Source organism: bacterium (assembly GCA_021372775.1).
In the GTDB taxonomy this organism is placed as follows: Bacteria; Acidobacteriota; Polarisedimenticolia; order J045; family J045; genus JAJFTU01.
The window spans coordinates 1-21,599 of the sequence record JAJFTU010000027.1 but is presented as its reverse complement, the minus strand read 5'-3'; the positions used below and the strand labels follow the sequence as shown (position 1 = coordinate 21,599).

General features: G+C 73.6%; 18 protein-coding genes, 1 tRNA gene and 1 pseudogene. 6 read left to right on the top strand and 14 right to left on the bottom strand.

The features are described 5' to 3' along the window. Nucleotides 1-30 precede the first annotated feature (30 nt). The 3 genes from lon to fusA form a co-directional block, all read right to left on the bottom strand. The gene (gene lon, locus LLG88_00920) at nucleotides 31-2,523 is read right to left on the bottom strand and encodes an endopeptidase La (protein MCE5245471.1); all 2,493 of its coding nucleotides are present in this window, start codon (nucleotides 2,521-2,523) and stop codon (nucleotides 31-33) included. 112 nt (nucleotides 2,524-2,635) lie between these two features. After that, nucleotides 2,636-3,076, bottom strand: coding sequence for an Hsp20/alpha crystallin family protein (locus tag LLG88_00915; protein ID MCE5245470.1), 441 nt, complete (start codon nucleotides 3,074-3,076; stop codon nucleotides 2,636-2,638). Nucleotides 3,077-3,216: 140 nt separating this feature from the next. Beyond that, nucleotides 3,217-5,301 carry an elongation factor G gene (fusA, locus tag LLG88_00910; protein ID MCE5245469.1) on the bottom strand — a complete coding sequence of 695 codons (2,085 nt, stop codon included), beginning with the start codon at nucleotides 5,299-5,301 and terminating at the stop codon, nucleotides 3,217-3,219. Nucleotides 5,302-5,984: 683 nt separating this feature from the next. Between fusA and LLG88_00905 the strand changes: the two genes are divergently transcribed. Further along, nucleotides 5,985-6,989 carry a zinc-binding alcohol dehydrogenase family protein gene (locus tag LLG88_00905; GenBank protein ID MCE5245468.1) on the top strand — a complete coding sequence of 335 codons (1,005 nt, stop codon included), beginning with the start codon at nucleotides 5,985-5,987 and terminating at the stop codon, nucleotides 6,987-6,989. A gap of 21 nt (nucleotides 6,990-7,010) precedes the next feature. On the opposite strand, the gene LLG88_00900 is transcribed toward LLG88_00905, so the two are convergent. The 11 genes and pseudogenes from LLG88_00900 to LLG88_00850 all read right to left on the bottom strand — a co-directional run bounded on the left by LLG88_00900 (nucleotide 7,011) and on the right by LLG88_00850 (nucleotide 15,913). Then, the gene (locus LLG88_00900) at nucleotides 7,011-8,840 is read right to left on the bottom strand and encodes a molybdopterin-dependent oxidoreductase (GenBank protein MCE5245467.1); all 1,830 of its coding nucleotides are present in this window, start codon (nucleotides 8,838-8,840) and stop codon (nucleotides 7,011-7,013) included. A 36-nt stretch (nucleotides 8,841-8,876) separates the two neighbouring features. After that, nucleotides 8,877-9,176, bottom strand: coding sequence for an ATP-binding protein (locus tag LLG88_00895; GenBank protein ID MCE5245466.1), 300 nt, complete (start codon nucleotides 9,174-9,176; stop codon nucleotides 8,877-8,879). Between the two features lie 168 nt (nucleotides 9,177-9,344). Beyond that, a pseudogene (locus LLG88_00890) lies at nucleotides 9,345-9,944 on the bottom strand (PAS domain-containing protein). Nucleotides 9,945-9,950: 6 nt separating this feature from the next. After that, on the bottom strand, nucleotides 9,951-10,340 hold the full coding sequence (locus LLG88_00885; protein ID MCE5245465.1) for a response regulator: 390 nt from the start codon (nucleotides 10,338-10,340) through the stop codon (nucleotides 9,951-9,953). Nucleotides 10,341-10,463: 123 nt separating this feature from the next. Further along, a complete protein-coding gene (locus tag LLG88_00880; GenBank protein ID MCE5245464.1) occupies nucleotides 10,464-11,273 on the bottom strand; it encodes an SDR family oxidoreductase in 810 nt (269 codons plus the stop codon). Nucleotides 11,274-11,427: 154 nt separating this feature from the next. After that, a tRNA-Gly gene (locus LLG88_00875) sits at nucleotides 11,428-11,503 on the bottom strand. A 74-nt stretch (nucleotides 11,504-11,577) separates the two neighbouring features. Next, nucleotides 11,578-12,639: an AI-2E family transporter gene (locus LLG88_00870; protein ID MCE5245463.1), complete on the bottom strand. Its 1,062-nt coding sequence runs from the start codon at nucleotides 12,637-12,639 to the stop codon at nucleotides 11,578-11,580. A gap of 129 nt (nucleotides 12,640-12,768) precedes the next feature. After that, nucleotides 12,769-13,803, bottom strand: a complete 1,035-nt coding sequence (locus tag LLG88_00865) for a tRNA-dihydrouridine synthase family protein (protein ID MCE5245462.1) — start codon at nucleotides 13,801-13,803, stop codon at nucleotides 12,769-12,771. Continuing rightward, on the bottom strand, nucleotides 13,800-14,369 hold the full coding sequence (locus tag LLG88_00860; protein ID MCE5245461.1) for an NUDIX hydrolase: 570 nt from the start codon (nucleotides 14,367-14,369) through the stop codon (nucleotides 13,800-13,802). Before LLG88_00860 ends, LLG88_00865 begins: the two co-directional genes overlap by 4 nt. Further along, a complete protein-coding gene (locus tag LLG88_00855; protein ID MCE5245460.1) occupies nucleotides 14,366-15,001 on the bottom strand; it encodes a site-2 protease family protein in 636 nt (211 codons plus the stop codon). The genes LLG88_00860 and LLG88_00855 overlap by 4 nt, the downstream gene beginning before the upstream one ends. 54 nt (nucleotides 15,002-15,055) lie before the next feature. Beyond that, on the bottom strand, nucleotides 15,056-15,913 hold the full coding sequence (locus tag LLG88_00850) for a 3-hydroxybutyryl-CoA dehydrogenase (GenBank protein MCE5245459.1): 858 nt from the start codon (nucleotides 15,911-15,913) through the stop codon (nucleotides 15,056-15,058). A 119-nt stretch (nucleotides 15,914-16,032) separates the two neighbouring features. On the opposite strand from LLG88_00850, the gene LLG88_00845 reads away from it, so the two are divergent. From LLG88_00845 to LLG88_00825, 5 genes are all read left to right on the top strand, one after another. Next, nucleotides 16,033-17,037, top strand: a complete 1,005-nt coding sequence (locus LLG88_00845) for a D-2-hydroxyacid dehydrogenase (protein MCE5245458.1) — start codon at nucleotides 16,033-16,035, stop codon at nucleotides 17,035-17,037. A 2-nt stretch (nucleotides 17,038-17,039) separates the two neighbouring features. Further along, on the top strand, nucleotides 17,040-18,452 hold the full coding sequence (locus LLG88_00840) for a GTPase domain-containing protein (protein MCE5245457.1): 1,413 nt from the start codon (nucleotides 17,040-17,042) through the stop codon (nucleotides 18,450-18,452). A gap of 170 nt (nucleotides 18,453-18,622) precedes the next feature. Continuing rightward, a complete protein-coding gene (locus LLG88_00835; protein MCE5245456.1) occupies nucleotides 18,623-19,600 on the top strand; it encodes an NAD(P)H-quinone oxidoreductase in 978 nt (325 codons plus the stop codon). 125 nt (nucleotides 19,601-19,725) lie between these two features. Further along, a complete protein-coding gene (locus tag LLG88_00830) occupies nucleotides 19,726-20,421 on the top strand; it encodes a hypothetical protein (GenBank protein ID MCE5245455.1) in 696 nt (231 codons plus the stop codon). Then, nucleotides 20,418-21,599: deoxyribodipyrimidine photo-lyase (locus LLG88_00825; protein ID MCE5245454.1), on the top strand; the 1,182-nt coding region annotated here is incomplete at its 3' end. The genes LLG88_00830 and LLG88_00825, both read left to right, overlap by 4 nt.

The following is a 21,599-nucleotide window of genomic DNA, read 5'->3' as shown; positions in this document are numbered from 1 at the left end:
CCCCGCCCCGCCCGCCTGAAGCCCCATGGTTCAGGGAGCGTCTTCCTCCGCCCCCTCGCCGACGACCTCGACCTGGCCGTGGACCTCGGCCGGACGCTCGCCGCCGGCCGGCGCGCTCTTGATCACCCCCTCGCCGAGCGCCTCGACCACGACGGAGTCCATGTCCTCGGCGAAGACGAACTCGAGGTCGCGCCGGAGTTCCGGCTGGATGTCCTCGAGGTCCTTTTCGTTGTGCTTCGGCAGGACGATCCGCGTCACGCCGGCGCGCCGCGCGGCGAGGACCTTCTCCTTGATGCCGCCGACCGGCAGCACCTTGCCGCGCAGGGTGATCTCGCCGGTCATCGCGAGGAGCGGCTTGACCGGACGGTCGGTGAGCAGCGAGAGGAGCGCGGTGTCGATCGTCACGCCGGCCGACGGCCCGTCCTTCGGGATCGCCCCCGCCGGCACGTGGACGTGGAGGTCGTTCTTCTCGAAGACCTCGACCGGGATGCCGAAGCGCGCGGCGTTGGAGCGGATCCAGGAGAGCGCCGCCTGCGCCGACTCCTTCATCACCTCGCCCAGGCGGCCGGTGATGATCAGCTTGCCGCGACCCGGCATCTTCGTCGCTTCGATGAACAGGATGTCGCCGCCGGCCTGCGTCCACGCGAGACCGATCGCGACCCCCGGACGGTCGGCGCGCTCCGCGAGCTCGCGGATGAACTGCGGCGGGCCGAGGAGCTCCGTCAGGGCGTCGGGGCCGATCTTCACCGGCGTCTCGACCTCCCCTTCGCGCTCGACGAGGCGGCGGGCCACCTTGCGGCAGAGGCTCGCCACTTCGCGCTCGAGGTTGCGCAGCCCGGCCTCCCGCGTGTACTCGCCGATCAGCTTGGCCAGCGCCGGGTCGGGCAGCTCCAGCTCGTCGGGGCGCAGCCCGTTCTCCGAGATCTGGCGCGGCAGCAGGTGGCGCTTGGCGATCTCGATCTTCTCCTCCTCGGTGTAGCCGGGGAGCGAGAGGACCTCCATCCGGTCGCGCAGCGCCGGCGGGATCGTGTCGAGCACGTTGGCCGTGCAGATGAAGAAGACCTGCGAGAGGTCGAAGGCGACCTCGAGGTAGTGGTCGCTGAAGGAGAAGTTCTGCTCCGGATCCAGCACCTCGAGCAGGGCGGACGACGGATCGCCGCGGAAGTCCGCGCCGAGCTTGTCCACCTCGTCGAGCACGAAGACCGGATTGCGCGTGCCGGCCTTCTTCAGCCCCTGCAGGATCCGCCCCGGCAGCGCGCCGACGTAGGTGCGCCGATGGCCGCGGATCTCCGCCTCGTCGCGCACGCCGCCGAGCGAGATGCGCACGAACTTGCGCCCCATCGAGCGCGCGATCGAGCGGCCGAGCGACGTCTTGCCGGTCCCCGGGGGGCCGACGAAGCAGAGGATCGGGCCTTTGAGGTCCGGCTTCCGCTTGCGCACGGCGAGGTACTCGAGGATGCGGTCCTTGACCTTCTCGAGGTCGTAGTGGTCCTCGTCGAGGATCCGCCGCGCCTCGCGCAGGTCGATGTGGTCTTCCGTCGCCTTCGACCACGGCAGCGCGGTGAGCCAGTCGAGGTAGGTGCGCGAGACGGTGTATTCGGCCGACGACGGCGACATGCTGGAGATCCGGTCGAGCTCGCGCTCGGCGACCTCGCGGACTTCGTCCGGCATCGCCGCGTCCTCGACCTTCTTGCGGAACTCCTCCACCTCGCGGGACTTGTCGTCCCCCTCGCCGAGCTCGCGCTGGATCGCCTTCATCTGCTCGCGCAGGTAGAACTGGCGCTGCGTCTTGCCGACCTCGTCCATCACGCGGGACTGGATCTGCGAGCCGAGCTCCGTCACCTGGATCTCGCGCACGATGCGGTGGGTGATCTTCTCGATCCGCTCCTCGAGCGAGGTCAGCGGCAGGATCGCCATCTTGTCGGCGACCGGCACGGGGAGGACCGACGCCACGAGGTCGGCCAGGCGGTCCGGATCGTCCTCGGGGAGCGAGAGCTCCGCGATGTCGCCGGAGAGGTTGGGGTGGATCTCGACGAGCTTGCGGAACTGCGCCGCGAGGTTGCGCGCCGAGGCCTCGACCTCCAGCCCTTCCGACGGCCGCTCGGCGAGCCGCTCCACCTCGGCCGCGATGTACGGCTCGAGCTGCGCGAAGCGCTTCACCCGCAGCCGCTCGTGCCCTTGGATGATCAGGTTGACGTTGCCGCCGCCGACGCGGATCGCCTTGACGATCTTCGCCAGCGTGCCGTGCTCGAACAGATCGTCCGGGCTCGGATCGTCCACCGCGGCGTCCTTCTGGCTGACGACGGCGATCGGCAGATCCTTGTCCAGCGCGCTCTCGATCAGCGCCAGCGTCTTGCGGCGCCCGACCGAGATCGGCATCACGGCGTGCGGAAACAGCACGCTGTTGCGCAGCGGGAGCACTCCGACAACTTCGACCGCCGGATCCTCGTGGCTCGTCATCGACATCCCCCGCCGCGCCTCGTCCGGCGCCGTGCGCTCGCCGCGTCCCGTGCAGTCTGCCACGCCGCCGCGGCGTTTTCATGCGGCGCGCGCCGTCGCGCGCCTCTCCAAATTACGGCGAGGGACCGGCGCGGGAGCGAATCCCGCCCGGTCCCGTCCGCCGCGCGTTCCCGCGTCAACGCCGCGCGATCTCGATCCGGCGCGGCCGCGCGTCGGCCGCCTTCGGAATCGAGATCCGCAGCACGCCGTCCGCCGCGTCGGCGCTGATCCGCGCGACGTCCACCGTCGCCGGCAGCGAGAAGGTGCGCGTGAAGCGCCCGACCGGCCGTTCGCAGCGGAACGCGTCGCCGTCCTTCGCGTCCTCGCCCGGCTTGCGCTCGCCGGACAGGGTCAGCGTGCGGTTCTCGACCGAAACGTCCACGTCCTCGAGCTTCACGCCCGGCAAATCGGCGAGCAGCACGACCGACTCCTTGCTTTCGACGATGTCCACCGGCGGCACGAAGCCGTCCGCGCTTCCGCGCCCGCCGACCTGCTCGAAAGCCTCGCTCATCGCGCGCGCCATCTCGTTCTGCATCCGGGCCAAGTTGCGCAGCGGTTCGATGGTCATGTACGTCATGGTGTTTTCCTCCTGCGCTTCGTCGCGTCGTCCGCGGCCTCTTTCCGCCGCGGCAGGCAGTTCCTAAGACGGCGCGGGGAGGGCGTCAAGCGCCGCGCGGAGCGGCGCCGGCGGCGGCGCGGGAAGGATTGGAGGACGCCTCAGAGGAGCGTGTGGTCGCGCTCGGCGATGTGCCCGGGGACGGCCTGGTAGTCGAACGGCTCGAGCGAGAAGACGCCGCGTCCCTGCGTCAGCGAGCGGATCTGCGTCGAGTAGCCGAACATCTCGGCGAGCGGCGCGCGCCCGCGGACGACGGCGAGGTTCCCGACGAGCGACGTCTCGCGGATCTCGGCGCGGCGCGCGCCGAGGTCCTTCATCACCGCGCCGAGGAACTCCTCCGGCGCGCGCGCCTCGAGCCGCATCACCGGCTCGAGCACGACCGAGCCGGCCTTCTCGAAGGCGTCGCGCATCGCCATCGTCAGCGAGGCGAGCAGCGGGACGAGCGGATCGGGCGGCTCGCCGAGCTGCACGTCGAGCACCTTCACCTTGACGTCCACCACCGGGTAGCCGTAGCCGCCGCCCGCCGCGCAGGCGTTGGCGACGATCTCCAGCGCCTCGCGCTGCAGCGCCGGCGGAAGCGCCGCAGCCCCGCCGGCCAGCTCGACCTCGACCGGCGGCTGCGAGCGGTCCCCGGCCGAGCGCGGCCGCGGCTCGACGTCCACCTCGGCGCGCGCGGAGACGAGCGCGTCCCCCATCCGCTTCTCGAAGTCCCCGACGCCGCGCGCCGGGCCGGCCACCGTCTCGCGGTACGACACGCGGGGACGGCCGAAGCGGGCGGCGACGTTGAAGTCGCGCTGCATCCGGTTGCGCAGCACCTCGAGGTGCAGCTCGCCCATGCCGGAGAGGATCAGCTGTCCCGTCTCCTCGTCGGTGTGGTAGGTGAACGTCGGGTCCTCGCGCGTGAGGCGCGCGACGACCTCGAGCAGCTTCTCGCGGTCGGCCGAGGTGCGGGCCTCGACGGCCACCGAGACGACCGTCTGCGGGAACTGGATCGCCTCGAAGACGACGGGCTTCTCCGGCGCGCAGAGCGTGTCGCCGTTGGCGACGTCCTTCAGCCCCGGGACGGCGACGATGTCCCCGCACTCGGCGCGGTCCACCGGCTCGGTGCGGTCGGCGTGGATCCGCAGCAGCCGGCGCAGGCGGAGGCGCGTCTTGGTGCGCGGGTTGTAGCAGCGGTCCTCGCTGGAGAGCGAGCCGGAGTAGACGCGCAGCCAGTAGAAGTCGGTGTTCGGCGCCGCGACGACCTTGAAGACGAGCGCGGCGAACGGCGCCTCGAGCGACGCGGGACAGACGACCGTCCCGCCGTTCTCCGGATCCTCGCCCGCGGCGGGCGGGCGGTCGATCGGCGCGGGAAGGTAGTCGCAGACGGCGTCGAGGATCGGCCGGATGCCGAGGTCGCGCAGCGCGGCGCCGCAGAGGACCGGCACGAGCCGCCCGGCGACGGTCGCCTCGCGGATCGCCCGCTTCAGTTCGTCGGTCGAGATCGGCTCCTCGGCGAGGTACTTGTCGGCGAGCCATTCCACCGCGTCGGCGGTCTTCTCGACGAGCCGCTCGCGCGCCGCCGCGGCGGCGTCGGCCGCGTCCGCGGGAATCGCGCGCGCTTCGAGCTCGCGGCCGTGCGACTCCGCGTCGAAGACCAGCAGCTTCATCTCCAGCAGGTCGACGACGCCGTCCAGCCGGTCCTCGAGCCCGTGCGGCAGATTGACGAACGCCGCGCGCGCGCCGAGCTTGGCCTCCATGTCGGCGAGCGCCCGCTCGTGGTCGGCGCCGACGCGGTCGAGCTTGTTGATGAAGGCGACGCGCGGCACGCCGTAGCGGTCCGCCTGCCGCCAGACCGTCTCGCTCTGCGGCTCCACCCCCTCGACGCCGGAGAAGATCACGACCGCGCCGTCGAGCGCGCGCAGGCTCCGCTCGACCTCGGCCGTGAAGTCCACGTGGCCCGGCGTGTCGATCAGGTTGACCTGATGGTCGTTCCAGATGAACGTCGTCGCCGCGGCGGAGATGGTGATGCCGCGCTCCCGCTCGTCCGGGCGGAAGTCCATCACGGCCTCGCCGTCGTGGACCTCGCCGATCTTGTGCGTCAGGCCGGCGTAGTACAGGAAGCGCTCGGTGGTCGTCGTCTTCCCCGCGTCGATGTGCGCGATGATGCCGATGTTGCGGACCCGCTCGAGCGGTTTCAAAAGCATGGGAGGCCTCTGTCGATCGACGCGTCTTGTGCGCGGCGGAACGGGAGAAGGTAGCAGGCGTCGCGCGGGCGCCGCAACGCGGCGCGGAACCGGACCAAAATAAATCCCCCGCGGACAAGTCCGCGGGGGATTTGGCGAATAATGCGGAAGACTAGACGAAGCCAGGTTCGGTCCGACGGGCCGTTCCCCACCCGTTGTCGTCAGGCCCGTATTCGGTTTCCCGAGCTCCCGGCCAATTTGGCCAGTCTTCCCGGCGGCGGCCGCGGCAAGCCGCTTGCCTCCGCGCCCTTCAATAGAGCAACGCGCGTGCCAAACATACCGGCTAGTCCGGCGCTGATCGCGAACGCAAACGAACATAAACGAATCCAAGGCGTGCGCGAAATCACCCACCCTGCGCGCATTGGCGCGGATGGAGAGAGTTCAGTCCCGCGGCGCAATCGCCGAACGCATTTTCTGGACGCCGGTCAGGAACGGCGCGACTCATCAGGGCGCGCGCCGCCCTCCGGCAAACGACGTTTTGCGTCGCGGTCAGAGGGTGTCGGGAATTTGACGTTTTTCGTCCCGCATCGTCGACAAACCGATTTTCACAGCTGTGGATGAAGCGGTGGAAATCCATATCTTCGTAACATTAGCGGGCGGCCCGGGGTGTTGGTGACCCCGGCCAACAGGAGCCCCGCGGAGCCATGAAAGCCGCCGTGCTGCGCCGGTCGGCCGACCGTCGGCACACGCTTTTGGACGTCGCCGAACACCCCGCGCCGACGCCCCGGCCGGACGAGGCGCTGGTCGCCGTCGTCTGCTGCGCCCTCTGTCGGACTGATCTGCACCTTGTGGAGGGGGAGTTGCGGCCGCCCCGCCTTCCGCTCGTCCTGGGCCATCAGGCGGTAGGCAAAATCGTCCGCCCCGCCGCCGACGGGGGCGGCCCCCCGGCCGGCGCGCGGGTCGGGGCGTTCTGGCTGCGCCGCGCCTGCGGGGGGTGCGAGTTTTGCCGCCGCGGGCTCGAGAACCTCTGCCCCGAGGCGCAGTTCAACGGCTTCTCCGCCGACGGCGGGTTCGCCGAGCTGATGGCGGCGCCGGCCCGCTTTCTCGTCCCGCTCCCGGAACGGTTCGCCGACGAGGAGGCCGCCCCGCTCCTCTGCGGCGGGGTGATCGGCTACCGCGCCTTCCGCCTTCTGGGCCTCGACCGTCCGGCGCGGATCGGCCTCTACGGATTCGGCGCGTCGGCCCACCTGACGCTGCAGGTCGCGCGGGCGCAGGGGCACGAGGTCTTCGTCTTCACCCGGGGGGAGGCCCACCGGCGGCTCGCCCTCGACCTCGGCGCGGCGTGGGCCGGGCCGGCCGACGGGCCGGTCCCCGCCCCCTTGGACGGCGCGATCTGCTTCGCGCCCGCGGGCGGGCTCGTCCCGCGCGCCTTGGGGGCGCTGGCCTCCGGCGGGACGCTCGCGCTGGCCGGGGTGACGATGACCGAGATTCCGCCCCTCGACTACGACCGCCTGCTCTACCGCGAGCGGGTCCTGCGGTCGGTGGCCAACGCGACGAGGTCCGACGCCGCCGATTTCCTCGCGCTGGCGGCCCGGCTCCCGCTCGCGCCGCGGATCGAGACCGCCCCGCTCGAGCGGATCGACGACGCGCTCTCCAAGCTGCGGGAGAGCCGCGTCGAGGGATCGCTCGTCGTCCGGATCGAGCGCTAGCGCCGCGGCCCGGCCGCGCCGTCACGGCTTGGCGAGATCGACCAGGCAGGGCTCCGGCGCTTCGCCGTCCCCTTCGAACCGCTGCGGCGGCAGCAGCTCGTTGACCGAGCGGCCGCGATGAACCGGCCACCGCTCCGGAAGGACGACCACTCCCGGCGGCTGCGCCGGATCGAGGACCGCCCGCGCCAGGAGCCGCGCCCGCTCGTTGTGGACGACGACCATCCGGCCGGCCGAAAGGCCGCGCGCCGCGGCGTCGGCCGGATTGAGCAGCAGCGGCGGCGGCCCCGAGGGGAAGACGCCGATCGGCAGATGCCATTCGCCGCGCGTCAGAAGGAGCTTGAAGACGCGGAACTGGTCCGGCGCGCTTCTGGGCCCCTCCCCCGCCTCGCGGAAGACAGGAGGCTCCCAGCGCCCCGGAAGGCCGGTCAGGCGGAACGTCGGCACGCCGTACGCGGAAACCTCGCGGGCCAGGTCGGCCGGGTCGGCGGGGAACCAACGCTCCGGCCAGCCGACCCGCTTCGCGACCGCGCGCCAGACGGCGGCGTCGGTCCGCGCGTCCCGCCGCGGCGGCAGCGCGGGGCGGCCGAGCCGCATCGTCGGCGGCCAGCGCAGCCCCGCCGCGTCTCCCCGCTCCACGTGGGCCGCGACCGGCAGGACGATGTCGGAGAGGGCGCAGCAACGGCTCCAAACGTCGGCGAGCGTCACGATGAACCCGGCTTGGCGCAGGTAGCCGGGCAGGCCGCCGCCGGCCGGGAACTCGTCGAGCGGATCGCCCCCCTCGACGATCACGAGGTCGTGGCGCGGCTCCCGGGCGGCCAGTTCGCGGTCCAGCGCCCCGGCCTCCGCCTCGCGCGCCGACGACGAGCCGTTCGGCAGGAGCACGCCGAGCGACGGATCGGGCGCGGACGAGGGGCCGACGATCAGCGCCTTCGCCGAGCGGGCGAGGAGCACGACGGCGTGCACCGCCATCAGCGCCTCCGGCTGGCGGGCGAGCCCGCCGCCGAGCAGAAGGGCCGGTTGCTTCGCCTCGGCGAGCCAGCCGGCGAGCCGCTCGACGTCGCGCGGCGCGAGGCCGCAGACCTCCGCGCCGCGCGCGGTCGGCCACTCCGAGAGGGCGGAGTTGAGCAGGGCCGGGAACGACGCCGCGCGCTCCGAGGTCGGACGGAGCCGCTCGACGAGCGTCATCGCCAGCGCGACGTCGGTCGCCGGGCGCAGCGGCAGGTGGAGCGTTCCCTCGCGGGCGCTGGCCGAGGCGCGCGGATCGACGACGACGAGCTTCGCGCCGCGCTCGACCGCGGCCGACGCGGCGAACCAGAGGGGCGGCGGCCCGCGGCGCGGATCGGCGCCCCAGGCGACGATCAGGTCGGCGCTCTTGAGCCCGTCGGCGCCGGCCCGCTCGTCGGGATAGAGCATCCCGTCGAGCAGCCGGCCGAGACGTTCCCGCGGCGGCTGGCGGCGGATCAACGTGAGATCGGGCACGAGGCGGCCGATCCGCCGCGGCACGGCCTGCAGCAGGCGCGGCGCGCCGCCGCAGGAGATCCAGACGACGCGTCGCTGGCCGCGCGCCGCCTCGGCGAGCAGGAACGCGACCCGGTCCACGACCTCGTCCCACGGCGCCGGGTCCATCTCTTCCGGGCGCGCGGCGTCCCGCTCGATGCCGCGCGCGCGGAGCGGCTGCGTCAGGCGCGCCGGGTCCTGCGCGCGGAAGGCGGCGGCGAGGCAGGCGTCGCACGGCGGCGCGCCGTCCTCCCCTTCGAGGCCGAGGAGCACGCCGTCGCGCACGAGCGCCACCGGCCGACATTCGCACGAGCAGTCGGGGGCGGGAAGGATCGGGATCGCATCGAGGCTCATGGCGGAACCCGATGGTAGCGCGCGGCGGCGCGCGGGTCAGGCGGAAGGCAGGAGGAGCTTGAAAGTGTTGCCTCGCCCGGCGCACGACGACACGGCGAGCCGCGCGCCGTAGCGGCGGGCCAGCAGGAAGGCGACGAAGAGGCCGCAGTCGTCGCCGCGGCCCGCCTCGCACCCCGTGAACGGGTCGAAAACGTGCCCCAGCCGCCCTTCGTCGATCGCCGGCGCGTCGTCGTGGACGACGACGAGCGTGCCGCCGTCCCCGTCCGCGAGGACCGTCAGCTCGACCTCGCCGCCGGGACGCGCCGCGCGCACGGCGTTGAGCAGCAGCGCGGTCATGATGTCGCGCACGACGGCCGCGGGAACCGAGCTCGGCGGAACTTCGCCGGGGGCGTCGAGGACGAGCGCGACGCGCCGATGGGCGGCCGGGTCCTCGACCAGCGCGAGCGTCTCGGCGAGGACCTTGTGCAGCGGCGCGCCCGCCTCCTCCGGCGCCGGCTCGTGGTTCCGCTGCAGCGTCGGCAGGTCGCGGACGACGCCTTGGATCCGCGCCACCCCTTCGGCGATCTTCTCGATCAGGTCCGGATCGGCGCCCCCTTCGGCGCAGTCTTCCTCGAGCAGCTCGAGCCGCACGACGAGCCCTTGGAGCGGGTTGTTGATCTTGTGCGCGATCGCCGCGGCGAAGCGGGACAGCGCCGCGCGGACCGCGACGTCGGCCTCGTGCGCGCGCCGCGCCTCGCGCCGCGTCGCGTCGCGCACCGCGAGACGCGCGCCGGCGAAGGCGCCGCCGTCGCACCGGAGCGCGAGGCCGTCCACGAGGAGCAGCCTCGTCTCGCCCCCCTCGTCGATCGTCACTTCGAGGTCGCGCAGCCTTCCCGAGGCGAGGAACCCCGGCAGCGCGCGCCGCACCGCCTCCATCGCGGCGGGCGGCAGGAGCGCGAGCAGGCGGCGTCCGCGGCAGCGGGCCGCGGGGCGTCCCAAAAGCGCGGCGGCGGTCTCGTTGAGCTCGACGATGCGTCCTCCGGCATCGATGAGCAGCGCTCCGTTCGGATCGTCGGCGACCCTCGTCCAGGCGAGGACCGCGTCGGGCGCGTCGGGACCGGTCATGCGCTTTCAGTCTCCGAGTATGTCCTCGATGTGGGCCATCAGGCTTTTGGTGTCCTGCGGCTTGGTGAGGAACAAATCGGCCCCGGAGATCAGCGACTGTTCGTTGTTCCCCGAACCGCCGAAGCCGGTGAGGATGATGATCTTCAGCTTCTCGCCGTCACGCATGCGGCGCATCCGCTCGCAGACGTCGAAGCCGCCCATGCCCGGCATGACGATGTCGAGCAGGACGACTTCCGGCTTGAAGGCGGCCATCTGGTAGCCGGCCTCGAACCCGTCGCCGGCGGTCTGGACGGCGCAGCCGCGGCGCGCGAGCGCGCGGCCGATCCCTTCCCGGATCGCCTCTTCGTCATCCACGACCAGAACGCGCACTTTGCGGGACGACTGCTCTTCGGTCATCGCGAACGGACCCCTCGTAGTTGTGGGCGCAGCATCCCCCGGATCAGGGGAAGTCTACGGCGGCGGCGCCGGCGCGGCCATCCAGTTTGCCCGCCCGGGCCGGGCGTCCCGCCCCGGTTCGGCCTACTCCAGGAAGCCGGCGGTCTGGCCTCCGTCCACCGGAATCACCGCTCCGGTCAGGAACGCCGGCCCGGGCGCCAGAAGCCCCTCGACGACGAGGGCGACCTCGTCCGGCGCGCCGACCCGGCCGATCGGGTGAAGACGCCCCAGGCGGGCGACCCGCGCCGCGCGGTCGGACGGATCCTCCCCCGGCGCGTCGAGCATCGGCGTGTCGATCACGCCGGGGCAGACGACGTTGACCCGCACCCCCTGCGGGGCCAGCTCGACCGCCAGGGCGCGGGCGAAGTTGTTGAGCCCGCCCTTGGCCGCGCAGTACGCCGCGGACCGCGGGAGCCCGACCATCCCCAGCGTCGAGGAGACCATCACCACCGACGGCGCGTCCCCGCGCCGCAGCCACGGCAGCGCGGCGCGCGTGACGAGGTACGGCCCGGTCAGGTTGACGTCGAGCATCGCGCGCCACGCGTCCGGCTCGAGTTCCTCGATCGGCTCGTGCCGCACCGCGCCGGCGTTGTTCGCGACGCCGTCGAGGGCGCCGAACGTCCTTCCCGCCTCGGCGACGGCGGCTTCGACCTCCCGCGGCGCGGCGACGTCGGCGGCCAGCTCGAGCGTTTCGGCGCCGAGCCCGCGGCAGAGCCGCGCGGTCTCCCGCAGCGGCGCGGGACGATGCCCGACCAGCGCCAGCCGCCAGCCGCGGGCGGCGAGACGGAGCGAGAGGGCGCGGCCGATGCCGCCGCCGGCCCCCGTGACGAGCGCGCGCCGGCCGCCGCGGTCGCCCGCGGCCCGGCCGACGTCCGAAGCCCCGATCGAGACCACTGCCCGCCTCCCCGCGGAACGGCGCGCCCCCCGGCGCGGCCGCCGCCGCGGCGCGATCGTAGCAACCGGCGTTTCCGCGCGTCAACGCGGCGCGGGAAGTCCCGAAAACGAAAACGCCGGGCGACCGGCCCGGCGCGCGACGACGACCGAAGAATGGAGCGGGAAACGGGACTCGAACCCGCGACCCCGACCTTGGCAAGGTCGTGCTCTACCAGCTGAGCTATTCCCGCTCGGGGTCTCGATCAACAGCGGGCGGATTCTAGCCAACGGGGGCGCGGCGCGCAAGCCGACGCCGCCGGGGGCGTCAAGTTTGCGCCTCCGGACCGGAGGCGGCGACGAGCGTCCCGCTCCACTGGCGCCAGAGGGCCAGCAGGATCGCGAGGAAGCAGGGGCCGAGGACCAGCCCGAGGAGCCCGTAGACGAGCAGCCCGCCCATCACGCCGAAGAAGACGATCACGAACGGGATCTTCGACGGGCCGGAGATGAAGAGCGGGCGGAGGAAGTTGTCGATCAGGCCGACGAAGCCGAGGCTCCAGACCGTCAGGAAGACCGCCTTCCCCCACTCCCCCGCGAGGGCGAGCGAGGCGACGGCGGGGATCCAGACCAGCCCCACGCCGAACGGAATCACCGCGGCGAGGCCGGTGGCCACGCCGAGCAGGACCGGCGAGCCGAGGCCGCAGATCCAGTAGCCGATCATCGAGACCACGCCCTGCGCGGCGGCGGTGAGAAGCCAGCCGAAGAAGACGGCGCGGACCGTCTCGCGCACGGCGCGGAGCAGTTCCTTCCCCTGCCCGCCGGCGATCTTGTCGAGCAGCAGTCCGACCTCGCGCGCCGCCTTCTCGCCGTCGCGGTAGACGAAGAAGAGCGCGAAGACGGCGAGCAGCGCCACGGCCGCGACGTGAAGGATGTTCCGGCTCCAACGCAGCAGCCGCTCCGCCGGGAGCAGCGTGCCGCGGATCCAGGCCTCGCGCGTCCGCGGGTCGGTCATCCGCTCCATCCACGGCTTGACCTGCCCTTCGAGCCCCGGCACGTTCTTGACCCAGTCGGGCATCTCCAGCGCGCCCCCCTCGGCCCACTTCTGCATCCGCTCGACCGTCGGCTGGACTTCGCGCACGAGCGAGAGGGAGAGGAAGAACACGGGGATGACGACGACGAGGACGAGGATCGCGGTCATCGTCGCCGCGGCCAGGCCTTCGCGCCCGCCGAACCACGCGCGCAGGCGGCGATAGGCGGGCCAGGTGGCCGAGCCGAGGATCATCGCCCAGAGGATCGGGTCGAGGAACGGCCAGAGCGTCCGCGCCGCCCCGACGACGACGACGCCGAGCGCCGTGATCCCCAAGACCGGCCGAAGAAGCTCGAACCGCATGCCGCAATAGTACCGCGGCGGCGCCGAAGGCGGCGTCGCCGCGGCGGCGTCGAGTTTCGCGGGGAACGCGGGCCTTGCGGCTCGTCCGGCGCTGCCTCCGCCCCGGCGGTCGCGCGGGGAACGCGGGCCTTACGGCTCGTCCGGCGCGCGGTCCGCGCCGGCGCGATCGAGGGCCGCGAAGTGCTCCTCGACCGCCTCGAGGAAGAGCTCCGGCGCCTTGAGGTCGTTGATCAGGCCGCGCAGCCGCCGCCCGCCCGGCACGCCGCGCGTGTACCAGCCGAGGAAGGTCCGCAGCTTGTGCAGCGCCTCGGGCGGCGGCTCGTCGCGCACGATCCAGCCGAAGTGCTCGAGGATCAGCGCGCGGCGCTCGGCGAGCGTCGCCGCCGGCGCGGGGCGTCCCGCAAGAAGCGCGGCGGCGCGGCGGAAGATCCACGGGTCGGCCAGCGCGCCGCGGCCGACCATCACGCCGTCGCAGCCGGTGCGGCGGAACATCTCCAGCGCGTCCTCCGGCGTCTTGACGTCGCCGTTGCCGATCACCGGAATCGCGAGTTCCCGCTTGAGCCGCGCGATCGCGTCCCAGTCGGCGGCGCCGGAAAACATCTGCTTCGCCGTGCGTCCGTGCAGCGCGACCGCGGCGACGCCGAGGGCCTGGCAGATCCGGCCGAGCTCGAGGTAATTGACCGGATCGTCCCCCTTGCCCAGCCCCATCCGGAACTTCACCGTCAGCGGAATCGAGAGCCGGCGTCGGCAAGCCTCGACGATCTTCGCGGCGCGCGGCAGGTCGCCCATCAGCGCCGCGCCGGAGCACCCCTTGAGGACCTTGTTCGCCGGGCAGCCCATGTTGATGTCGCAGACGTCCGGGCGCAGCGCCTCGACCAGATCCGCGCAGGCGGCCATCCGCTCCGGATCGCGGCCGTAGATCTGGATCGAAAGCGGCCGCTCCTCCTCGGCGAAGCGCATCTTCTCGATCATCGCCGCGCTGCCGCGCGTCACCGCGTCGGCGGAGATGAACTCCATCGAGACGAGGCCGACGCCTCCGAGGCGGCGGACGATCAGGCGGTAGTGGCGGTCGCAGATCCCCGCGAGAGGCGCGAGGAACAGCGGCGGGTCGATCGTCGCCGCGCCGAGGACGAGCGGCGCGACGCGCGGCGGCGGGAGGCTCACCGCGTCCCCGAGAGCGGCCCGTCGATCAATCCCGCGAAGCCGAAGGCGAGGGCGACGAGGGCGTGGTCGAACGCACCTTCCCCGACGAGGCGCGGCACGTCGCGCCGCGGCACGCGGACGACCTCGATCCGCTCCGCCTCGTCCGGCTCGGGCGGGCCGTCGGGAACGACGCCGCGGGCGAGGAAGAAGTGGCAGCGGTTGGTCTGGATCGCCGGATTCGGGTTGAGCGCGCCGATCGGCTCGATCGAGCGCGCGGCGCAGCCGGTCTCCTCGCGCAGTTCGCGCAGCGCGGCCGCGGCCGGATCCTCGCCGCGGTTGACGACGCCTCCGGGCACCTCGAGCGTCACGCGCCCCGAGCCGTGGCGGAACTGCCGCACGAGGACGACCTCGCCGTCGTCGGTGAGCGGCACGACGTTGACCCAGTCCGGCCCGTCGAGGACCACGAAGTCGCGCTCGATGTCGGTCGGGGCGATCCGGTAGCGGTCGAACCGCACGCGGAAGATCCGGAGGTCCGGCCCCTCGCGCCGCGAGAGGAGCGTCCAGCAGGTGTCGGGGGAGGCGTTCACCGCGCGCCTCCGACGACGAGCGCCACGACGACGTTCACGACGTGCGGCGCGACCCACTGGAAAAGCATGAAGGCGGCGAAGAAGGCGGCGATCGAGGCGAAGGGGGAGCGGCGCAGCCCGTCCAGCGCAGCCGCGAACGGCCCGCCGAGGCCCCGCACGACCCCCGCGCCGTCGAGCGGCGGCAGCGGGATCAGGTTGAAGACGAAGAGCAGCGCGTTGAGGCAGGCGCCGACGAGCAGCAGGTACGCCGCCGCGTACGGAATCGACGCGCCGCGCAGGAGCCGCAGCGCGGCGATGCAGAGCGCGGCGAGGACCACGTTCGCCGCCGGCCCCGCGGCCGACATCAGCGCCGCCCAACCGGGGCGGCGCCGCGCCCATTCGGGGTCGTACGGCGCGGAGGCCCAGCCGATCAGCGAGCTGCCGTGGCTCATCATCCCGGTGACGAGCGGCATCACGACCATCCCGATCGGCTCGCGGCGCAGGTGCGGCAGCGGGTTGAGCGTCGCCTGCTTCTCGGCGGTGCGGTCGCCGCCCCACCGGCCGACGACGGCGTGCGCCGCCTCGTGGCAGGTGGTCGAGAACAGAAACGCGACGAGCCACGTCGCGAACGAGGCGACATCGAACGATTCCATGCGCGTAGTGTCCCGCGTCCCCCGCGGCTTTACAAGAAACGGCGCCGCGGCGGCTCAGTAGCGATAGAAGCCGCGCCCCGTCTTGCGCCCCAGCCAGCCGGCGTCCACGTACTTCACCAGCAGCGGGCACGGCCGGTACTTCGGATCGCCGAACCCGTCGTGCAGGACGCGCATGATCGCGAGGCAGGTGTCGAGCCCGATCAGGTCGGCGAGCTCCAGCGGGCCCATCGGGTGGTTCATCCCCAGCTTCATCACGGCGTCCACGTCCTCGACGCTCGCCACCCCTTCGTGGACCGCGCAGACCGCTTCGTTGATCAGCGGCATCAGCACGCGGTTGGAGACGAAGCCGGGGAAGTCCTGCACCGCGACCGGCGTCTTCCCGAGACGCGTCGCGAGCTCGCGGACGAGCTCGAAGACGGCGTCGTCGGTGGCGAGGCCGCGCACGACTTCGACCAGCTTCATCGCCGGCGCCGGGTTCATGAAGTGCATCCCCGCGACCCGCTCCGGCCGCGAGACCGCGGCGGCGAGGCGCGTGATCGGCAGCGACGAGGTGTTGGAGGCGAGGATCGCCTCGGGGCGGACGATCCGCCCGAGCGCGCGCAGCAGCTCCGACTTGACGTCGAAGTTCTCGACGACCGCCTCGACGACGAGATCCGCGGCGGCGAGCTCCTCGAGGCGCGCCGCCGCGGCGACGCGGGAGCGGACCGCCGGCGCCTCGTCGGCGGCCAGACGTCCCTTGTCCACCGCGCGCTGCAGGTTGCGGTCGATCGCGGCGAGCCCGCGCTCGAGCGCCTCGGCCGAAACGTCGTGCAGCAGCACCGCGCGCCCCGCCTGCGCGAAGACCTGCGCGATGCCGCTCCCCATCTGTCCCGCCCCGACCACGCCGACCGTCCGAACGTCGTCCGCCCGCATCGTCCGCCCTCCGCGCGTTCGCCCCGCGCCCGCCGGCGGGCGGCCCGCCCGCGCCGCCGCCCGATCCGTCGTCCGCTCCGGATGTACCGACAAACGAGAGCGTGGCAACATAGGCGTCAATGGAACGCCCCCCGAAGCCGGTCGTCCTGCTGAACGCCTCGCTGCCTTGGCCCGTGTGGTCTTGGCCGGAGGAAGCCTCGCGCCGTCTCGCCGCGCGCTTCCCCGAGGCGGAATTCCCCGAAACGCGCGACCGGGCTTCGTTCGCCGCCGCGCTGCCGGACGCCGACGCGCTCCTCACCTGGACGCTGCCGCCCGACCTGCTCCCGTCGGCGAAGAGGCTCCGCTGGGTCCACACCCCCGAGGACGGCGTCGATCGGCTGCTGTCCCCCGCCCTCGCGGCGTCGGGGATCGCCGTCACCAACAGCCGCGGCGCGACGGCCGACGCGGTGGCCGACCACGCGATGGCGCTGCTCTACGCCGCGACGCGGCGGATCGCGCTCTGCCGCGACGCGCAGTCGCGCGGCGAGTGGATCCGCGAGAAGTTCTGGGAGGACGCCGCCGCCGCGCCGTTCGTCCTCGCCGGGCGGACGATGCTCGTCGTCGGCGTCGGCGAAGTCGGCCGCGGCGTCGCGCGGCGCGCCCGCGCCGCCGGGATGAAGGTCGTCGGCGCGCGCCGGACCGACGCGCCGCCGCCGCCGGAGTTCGACGCGGTCGTGCCGGCCGCGCGGCTCGACGACGCGCTCGGCGCCGCCGACGTCGTCGTCCTCGCCGCGCCGATCACCGCCGCCACGCGCGGCCTCTTCGACGCCGAGCGGATCGCCAAGCTGCGTCCCGGCGCGGTCTTCGTCAACGTCGGCCGGGGCGGCCTCGTCGATCTCGATCCGCTCCTCGAGGCGCTCGAGGCGGGGAGGATCGACGGGGCGGGGCTCGACGTCTTTCCCGACGAGCCGCCGGCGCCCGACCACGCCGTCTGGCGCGAGCCGCGGGTCGTCCTGACGCCGCACATCGGCGGCACGGCGCCGGGCACGATGGACAAGGTAGAGGCTATATTCGCCGAGAACGTGGCGCGCTGGCTCGCCGGCCGGCCGCTGCTCAACGTCGTGGACGCGACGGCGGGGTACTGAGGATGCAGTTCAGCACGGCCGACAAGTCGCTCTACGTGAAGCTGGTCTACTACGGACCGGCTCTCTCGGGGAAGACGACCAATCTCGAGACGATCCACCGTCTCACCGATCCGCGCCGGCGCCAGCCGATGGTCTCGCTGCGGACCGAAGGGGACCGCACGCTCTTCTTCGACCTGCTGCCGTTCGACCTCGGGCAGCTCTTCGGCCTCAACGTGCGGATCAAGCTCTACACCGTCCCCGGGCAGATCCAGTACGACACGACCCGCCGCCAGGTGCTCGCCGGCGCCGACGGCGTCGTCTTCGTCGCCGACTCCTCGCCGCGCCAGCGCGAGAACAACCGCGTGATGCTGCGCAACCTGCAGCGCAACCTGACGGGGAACGGGCTCGACCCGCAGAAGCTGCCGATCGTCCTGCAGTGGAACAAGCGCGACCTCGCCGACGCGCTCCCCGCGGGGGAGCTCGACGCCGAACTGAACTGGCGCCGCCTGCCGACGCACGAAGCGGTGGCGACGACCGGCGTCGGCGTGATGGAGACGTTCCGCGAGATCACGGTGCAGACGCTCGAGGCGCTCGCCCAGCGCTCGCCGTCGCTCGGCGACCGGATGAAGGTGGCGGAGCTGCGGCACAAGGTCGAAACGATCTTCGCCGGCTTCATCGAGGCCGCGCGGCGCACCGCGGCGTTCCTCCCCGCGGCGCCGATCGCCGGGCCGGCGTCTCCGGCCGCGCCGCGGCCGACGCCCGACCCGGCGGGCGGGCCGCGCGCCGCGGAGGAGCGGGCCGACGCGCGCCCCGACCTGCTGCGGCAGCATCTGGGGCTCGACGAACTGCTCGGCGAGTCGGTGCAGGCGAACCTCGCCTTCTCCGAGCGGCTCGTCGCCGACGCCTCGCGCGAGCAGCTTTGGGCGCGCGTGCGGCGGGAGCGGCGCGCCCTCTCCGGCGCGGCGCGGCTCGCGCTCGGCGCGACGGATCTGGACGGCGTGGCGCGCGTCGCGCTGCGCGCGGCGCAGGCCGGCCTCGAGGTCGGCCGCGGCTCGGTGCTGCAGGCGGTCGGGCCGCGGATTCCGTTGCGCGAGATCGCCGTCGCCGGCCACCCGCGCGACCCGCTGAACTCGATCGTCGCCCCCGGCGTCGGCTCGGCCGCGTCGGCGGTGCTGGAACGCGGCGAAACGGCCGTCTTCCACGATCCGACGGCGGAGCTGCTCTTCGGCCAGCCGCATCCCGCGCTGGAGGGGATCCGCGGCGTCCTCGCGCTGCCGATCCTCGCCGGACGCGGCCTGCCGCCGCTGCTCGTGCTGCTCTACGCCGACGCCACGACGCGCGACTTCGACGCCGACGACGCGGAGTTCGCGGCGGCGGTCGGATCGGTCGTCGCGCTCGCGCTGCGCGGCGCGGTCCAGACGGCGCCCCGCGGCTGATCGACCGCCCCGGCGCGGCGCGGTCCAGACGGCGCCCCGCGGCTGATCGACCGCCCCGGCGCGCCGCGCCGCAGCGGCCGCACGCCTTCGTTCCCTCCGTCCTCGCGCCGCGGTTTCGAAGCGCCGAAAGGCCGGCTGACACGCCGCGCCGCGCGTGCGATCCTCGGCCCATGAAAGCGATCGTCATCCCCCGTTTCGGCGACCCCGACGTTCTCGAACTGCAGGAGCGGGAGCGGCTCGTTCCCGGTCCGGAGGAGGTCGTGGTCCGCGTCCGCGCCGCCGCGCTCAACCGCGCCGATCTGCTGCAGCGGCGCGGCCGCTACCCCGCCCCTCCCGGCGCCCCCGCCGACGTCCCCGGCCTCGAGTTCGCCGGCGAGGTCGCGGCGGTCGGCGCGCGCGTCTTCGGCCTCGCGCCCGGCGCGCGCGTGATGGGCATCCTCGGCGGCGGCGGGCACGCGACGGAGGTCGCGACGCACGAACGGCTCTGCCTCGAAGTGCCCGAGCGGCTTTCGTGGGAAGAGGCCGGCGCCGTGCCCGAGGCGTTCCTCACCGCCTTCGATGCGCTGGTCCTGCAGTGCGGCCTCGCCGCGGGGGAGACGGTCTACGTGCCCGCGCTCGCCTCCGGCGTCGGCCTCGCCGCGGCGCAGATCGCGGCGGCCTGCGGCGCGCGGGTCGTCGGCTCGACGCGCAGCGCGGAGAAGAAGCGCCGCCTCGAGGAGATGGGGATCGGCACGGTCCTCGACGGGACCGCCCCGGACCTCGCGGACCAGGTGCGCGCCGCGGCGCCGCGGGGCGCGGACGTCGTGCTCGATCTCGTCGGCGCGGCCGCCTTCCCGCTGCACATGGAGATCCTCGCGCCGCGCGGGCGGATCGTCTTCGTCGGCACGATGGCCGGGCACAAGGCGGAGCTGAACCTCTCGGTCGTGATGGGCAAGCGGCTGCGGCTCTTCGGCACCGTGCTGCGGGCGCGGCCGCTCGAGGAGAAGATCGCGGTCACGCAGACGTTCCGCGCGCGGATGCTGCCGCTCCTCGCCGAAGGCCGGCTGAAGCCGCTCGTGGACAGCGTCTTCCCCTTCGCGCGGGCCGCGGAGGCGCACGCGCTGATGGAGAAGAACGCCAACATGGGGAAGATCGTCCTCGTGCCTTGAGCGCGCTGCCGGGACGATCGACGCGACCTCGCGCGGGGCGCGAAGCGCGCTGCGCGGCGCCGGCGAGCGCCGTACTGTTCCCCCTCCGGCCGCAGGCGCGCCGCGCGGCCGCGCGGAGACCGCCGATGACCCGCACCGCGACGTCCCTTTCCCTCGCGCTCCTTCTCCTCTTCGCCGCCGCCTGCTCCCGCGGGACCGTGCCGGCCGACGACAAGCGGCCCGCCGCGGCGCCCGCGCCGTCGAACGCGCCGTCGAACGCGCCGGCCAACGCGCCCACCAACGCCGAATCGCTGCCGCCGGGCCATCCGCCGATCGACCGCGCGCAAGGCGCCGCGCCCTCCGCGGCGGACGCGGAACAGGCCGATCCCGGCGTTTCGTGGACCGTCCCCGCGGGCTGGACGTCGTCGCCGCCGAGCGGGATGCGGATCGCGCAGTACGCGGCCGGCGGCGCGGCGTGCAACGTCTTCGCCTTCGGCCCCGGCCAAGGCGGCGCCGTGCAGGACAACGTCGAGCGCTGGCGCTCGCAGTTCGCCGGCCCCGCCGGCGCGCCCCCCGCGGCGAAGGTCGCGCCGCTCGCCGGCGCGCTGGTCAAGACGACGCTCGTCGAGATCGCCGGCGAGTACCAAGGGGCGATGGCGATGGGCGCGGGGAAGGAAGCGCCCCCGGCGCAGAAAGACGCGCTGCTCCTCGGCGCGATCGTCGAAGGGCCGCGCGGCAGCGTCTTCTTCAAGCTCGTCGGCCCGCGCGCGGCGGTCGAGGCGCAGCGCGCGGCGTTCAAGGCGCTCGTCGCCTCGATCCGCCCCTCGGGCGCCAAGGCGTGATTCAGGAGGAGCGGGTCCGGCCGCTCAACGACGCCGACGCGCGCCGCGGCGCCTACGTCCTCTACTGGATGCAGGGGGCGATGCGCGTCGGCTTCAACCACGCCTTCGCCTACGCCGCGGACCGCGCCGACGAGGCCGGGACGCCGCTCGTCGTCGTCTTCGGCCTGACCCCCGACTATCCCGAGGCGAACGCGCGCCACTACGCGTTCCTGCTGCAGGGGCTCGCCGACGTCCGGCGGCGCCTCGCCGAACGCGGCGTGCGCCTCGTCGCGCTGCGCGGCGAGCCGCACGAGGCGGCGCTCCGTCTCGCGCCGGACGCCGCGCGCGTCGTCGTGGACGGCGCCGTGCTCCGCGCGCCGCGCGAATGGCGCGCCCGCTTCGCCGCCGCGGCGCCCTGCCTCGTCGAGGAGGTGGAGACCGACGTCGTCGTGCCGGTCGAGTCGGCGTCGGGCAAGGAGGAGTTCGCGGCGGCGACGCTGCGGCCGAAGATCCGGCGCGCGCTGCCGCGCTTCCTCGCGCCGCTCGCCGAGCGCCGGCCGCGCCGCTCCTCGCTCGGCCTCGACCTGCCCCGCGACGAAGTGGACCTCGACGACGTCGCGGGGACGCTCGACGCGCTCGGCGCGGACCGCTCCGTCCCGCCGATCGACGATCTCGAAGGGGGCGAGACGGCGGCGGAGGAGCGGCTGGAGGAGTTCCTCGCCCGCGGCCTCGGCCGCTACGCGGAGCGGCGCAACGACCCGTCGCTCGAGGACGCGACCTCCGGCCTCTCCCCCTACCTCCACTTCGGCCAGCTCTCGCCGCTCCGCGCGGCGCTCGCCGTCCGCGCGCGGCGCGGCCCGGGGGCCGAGGCGTTCTTCGAGCAGCTCGTCGTGCGCCGCGAGCTCTCGTTCAACTTCTGCCGCTTCAACCCGAGCTACGACCGCTGGGAGGGACTGCCGGCGTGGTGCCGCGGCGTCCTCGGCGCGCACGCCGCCGACCCGCGCCCCGCGCTCTACCCGCTCGACGCGTTGGAGCGGGCGGAAACGCACGATCCGGCCTGGAACGCGGCGCAGCGGCAGATGGTCCGCTCGGGGACGATGCACAACTACATGCGGATGTACTGGGGGAAGAAGATCCTCGAGTGGTCGCGCGCGCCGGAGGAGGGATTCGCCGCGGCGCTGGCGCTCAACGACAAGTGG

Bases quoted from the DNA above. Each gene is read 5' to 3' on its own strand.
- LLG88_00835 (MCE5245456.1), top strand. From the start codon at position 18,623: ATGAAAGCGATCGTCATCCCCCGTTTCGGCGACCCCGACGTTCTCGAA.
- LLG88_00900 (MCE5245467.1), bottom strand. From the start codon at position 8,840: ATGAGCCTCGATGCGATCCCGATCCTTCCCGCCCCCGACTGCTCGTGC.
- LLG88_00870 (MCE5245463.1), bottom strand. From the start codon at position 12,639: ATGCGGTTCGAGCTTCTTCGGCCGGTCTTGGGGATCACGGCGCTCGGC.
- LLG88_00855 (MCE5245460.1), bottom strand. From the start codon at position 15,001: ATGGAATCGTTCGATGTCGCCTCGTTCGCGACGTGGCTCGTCGCGTTT.
- LLG88_00830 (MCE5245455.1), top strand. From the start codon at position 19,726: ATGACCCGCACCGCGACGTCCCTTTCCCTCGCGCTCCTTCTCCTCTTC.
- LLG88_00885 (MCE5245465.1), bottom strand. From the start codon at position 10,340: ATGACCGAAGAGCAGTCGTCCCGCAAAGTGCGCGTTCTGGTCGTGGAT.
- LLG88_00915 (MCE5245470.1), bottom strand. From the start codon at position 3,076: ATGACGTACATGACCATCGAACCGCTGCGCAACTTGGCCCGGATGCAG.
- fusA (MCE5245469.1), bottom strand. From the start codon at position 5,301: ATGCTTTTGAAACCGCTCGAGCGGGTCCGCAACATCGGCATCATCGCG.
- LLG88_00845 (MCE5245458.1), top strand. From the start codon at position 16,033: ATGGAACGCCCCCCGAAGCCGGTCGTCCTGCTGAACGCCTCGCTGCCT.
- LLG88_00850 (MCE5245459.1), bottom strand. From the start codon at position 15,913: ATGCGGGCGGACGACGTTCGGACGGTCGGCGTGGTCGGGGCGGGACAG.
- LLG88_00895 (MCE5245466.1), bottom strand. From the start codon at position 9,176: ATGACCGCGCTGCTGCTCAACGCCGTGCGCGCGGCGCGTCCCGGCGGC.
- LLG88_00905 (MCE5245468.1), top strand. From the start codon at position 5,985: ATGAAAGCCGCCGTGCTGCGCCGGTCGGCCGACCGTCGGCACACGCTT.
- LLG88_00840 (MCE5245457.1), top strand. From the start codon at position 17,040: ATGCAGTTCAGCACGGCCGACAAGTCGCTCTACGTGAAGCTGGTCTAC.